Annotated in this window: 3 protein-coding genes; 1 reads left to right on the top strand and 2 read right to left on the bottom strand. The window is 72.8% G+C overall.

The annotated features are described in order from the left end of the window. Nucleotides 1-2 precede the first annotated feature (2 nt). The gene (locus AC13HU_RS34940) at nt 3-1,298 is read right to left on the bottom strand and encodes a cytochrome P450 (protein WP_483046016.1); all 1,296 of its coding nucleotides are present in this window, start codon (nt 1,296-1,298) and stop codon (nt 3-5) included. Between the two features lie 396 nt (nt 1,299-1,694). Here AC13HU_RS34940 and AC13HU_RS34945 point away from each other — a divergent pair, with 396 nt between their 5' ends. Further along, nucleotides 1,695-2,495: a class I SAM-dependent methyltransferase gene (locus AC13HU_RS34945; RefSeq protein WP_483046017.1), complete on the top strand. Its 801-nt coding sequence runs from the start codon at nt 1,695-1,697 to the stop codon at nt 2,493-2,495. Between the two features lie 113 nt (nt 2,496-2,608). Here AC13HU_RS34945 and AC13HU_RS34950 read toward each other — a convergent pair. Then, nucleotides 2,609-3,004 (bottom strand): TOBE domain-containing protein (locus tag AC13HU_RS34950; protein ID WP_483046018.1); only part of this gene is annotated, 396 nt, incomplete at its 5' end.

Raw genomic sequence — 3,004 nt, forward strand, 5'->3', positions numbered from 1 at the left:
GGTCACCACGCCACGGGGAGGGAGTGCACGCCGTAGACGAGCATGTCGTGGCGGAAGCGGACGTCCTCGAAGGGGATCGCCAGCCGCAGGCCGGGCAGCCGGCGCAGCACGGTGGGCAGTGCGACCTGGAGTTCGAGCCGCGCCAGCGGCTGGCCGAGGCACTGGTGCACGCCGAACCCGAAGGCGATGTGGCGGCGGCTGCCGGGGCGGGCGAGGTCGAGCCGGTCGGCGTCGGCGAAGACGTCCTCGTCGCGGTTGGCGGCACTGATCATGCACAACACGCCCTCGCCGGCGCGGATCACGGTGTCCCCGATGGCGACGTCCTCGGTGGCGACCCGTGTCACCCCGCCCTGGATGACGGTCAGGTAGCGCAGCAACTCCTCGACGGCTGACTTGACTTCGTCGGGTCCGGCGGCGCGCATCCGTTCGAGTTCGCGCGGGTTGCGCAGCATGGCGAGGGTGGACAGCGAGGTCATGTTCGCGGTCGTCTCGTGACCGGCGACCAGCAGCAGCCGCCCCATCCGGGCGATCTCGTCGTCGGACAGTTCGCCCTGCTCGGCGAGCCGGCTGAGGATGCCGTCGTCGGGGGAGTGCCGCTTGGTGTGGGTCAACTCGGCTAGGTAGTCGAGCAGTTCGTCCTGTGCGGCGTTCACCTCGGCCTCGGTGGCATCGGCGCGGAGCATGGTGCTGCTGCACCGCTGGAAGAAGGCGTGCTCGGAGTACGGCACGCCGAGCAGCAGGCAGATCACCACCGACGGCAGCGGCAGCGCGAAGTCGGCGACGAAGTCGGCCTCGTGGCGGCCCTTGGTCATCGAGTCCAGCAACTCGTCGGCCAGTTCCTGGACCTGCGGCCGTAGCGACTCGACCTTGCGGATCATGAAGTCCGCGGTGAGCATCCGGCGCAGCCGCGCGTGGTCGGGGTCGTCCATCCGGATGAAGGTCGGCCGGCCGGTGGCGAGCGCCCTGCGGCCGGGGTTCTGGAACGGGAATCCGGGCCGGTGGGCCTCGGCGCTGAAGCGGTCGTCGCGCAGCGTGCGGCGGACGTCCTCGTGGCGGGTGATCATCCAGCAGGACGAGCCGTCCCACAGCGTGGTACGGGCGACTGGGCGCTCGCGCCGGGCCTGCTGGTAGGCGGGCGGCGGGTCGAAGGGGCAGGCCCCGTGCGGCGCGGGGGCGGCGAAGGGGTCGGGGAGCGCGGTGTGGGCGCCGGTGTCGGGGCCCGGGCCCGTCGCCGGCTTCGGGTGCGTGCTCGTGGGCGGGCTGGTGCGAGGGACGGGGTGCGGTCCTGCTGCGGCCATGGCGGGCTCTCTCCTCCGGGGGTGAGGGTGAGATGTTTGGTGCATGGTTCAACTGCTGTGGCGCGCGGGTTGGTTGTCCATACCACTAGATGCTTGGGGCAACTAACCCAAACGTCACGTTAGTTCACGCTCCGTGCGGGCGGAAGGGTGTCTCGGGCTCTGAGCGGAATCTGTCCCGAAGCCGACGGTGTGGCGCCGGTGCGGGGGCGGATGAGCCGCCCGGCGGCGGGTTTGACGGGGCAGAACCGGCCATTTCCGGGCGCCCCGGTGGCGAGGGCGGTGGCGCCGGTGATGACGATGACGACGGAAACCGGAGGCGGCCGCGCGCACCGCGTGCCCGCCCGGGCCGGAGGGTGATCTCGTCCAAGTGCGGTGCGGGCGGATAGGTTCGGGGTCATGGGAGACGTGCTGGGTGATGTGGCGGACGGGAGCGCGGGCGACGCGGACTACGGGGTGATCGGTAGCGGCTACAGCGCGTACCGGCAGCCCGATCCGCGGATCGCGCGCGTGGTGGCGGACGCGTTGGGCGGTGCGCGCACCGTGGTCAACGTCGGCGCCGGCGCGGGGTCGTACGAGCCGGCCGGCGCGGAGGTCGTCGCGGTGGAGCCCTCGGCGGCGATGCGCGCCCAGCGGCCCGCGCACCTGGCGCCCGCGGTCGCCGGCACCGCGGAGCAACTGCCCTTCTCCGACGACCAGTTCGACGCCGCGATGACGACGTTCAGCGTGCACCAGTGGAGCGACACCGCCGCCGGGCTGCGCGAGATGCGGCGGGTGGCGCGCGGCCCGGTCGTCGTCGTCACCTGCGACCCCGCGCTGGTACGGGACTTCTGGCTCCACGCGTACGCACCGCTGGTGCTGGACACCGAGGCGCGCCGCTACCCGGCGGTCGAGGCCATCACGGCCGCGCTGGGCGGGAGTTGCACGGTGACCTCGGTGCCGATCCCGGCCGACTGCACCGACGGTTTCAACGAGGCGTACTACGCCCGCCCGGAGCGCCTGCTCGACCCCGGCGCCCGGCAGGCGTGCTCGGCCTGGAGCTTCGTGCCGCCGGACGTGTGCGAGCGGTACACCGACGATCTGCGCGCGGCGATCGGGTCGGGTGCGTGGGACGCGAAGCACGGGAAGCTGCGCCGCCGCCCGTACCTGGACGGGTCGCTCGTGCTGATCCGCGCCGTACCGGACCGCGGAGTGGCCTGAGCCCCGCCACACCCGCTGCCCCCACCGGCCCTTGCCGCCCGGCTCTCAGACCGCGGTCCGCGACGTTCGGCTCCCTGCCCGCGGCCCCGAAGTCCCTACAGCCGATCGGTTTCCTACGGCCGATCGATATGGACGTTTGTCGACTTCACCCGGGCCACCGCCTCCGCGCCGACCTCCAGCCCCAACTCCTCCACCGCCTCGCGCGTGACCAGGGAGACCAGCCGGTGCGGGCCCGCCTGGATCTCGACCTGCGCGGCCACGTCGCCGAGCTTGACGGCCGTGACGATGCCCGGGAACGCGTTGCGGACCGACGTGTGCGAGGTGTCCGACTCCGTGTCGGGGTTCTGGGCCAGTTCGACGGAGAACGCGGCGAGGTCGCGGCCGTCGATGAGCCGGCGGCCGGCGTCGTCGCGGTGCGTGGTGACCCGGCCCGCGTCGGCCCAGCGGCGCGCGGTGTCCGGGCTGACGCCCAGCAGCCGTGCCGCCTGCCCGATCGTGTAGGACTGCAT

Source organism: Streptomyces sp. NH27, from assembly GCF_056859195.1.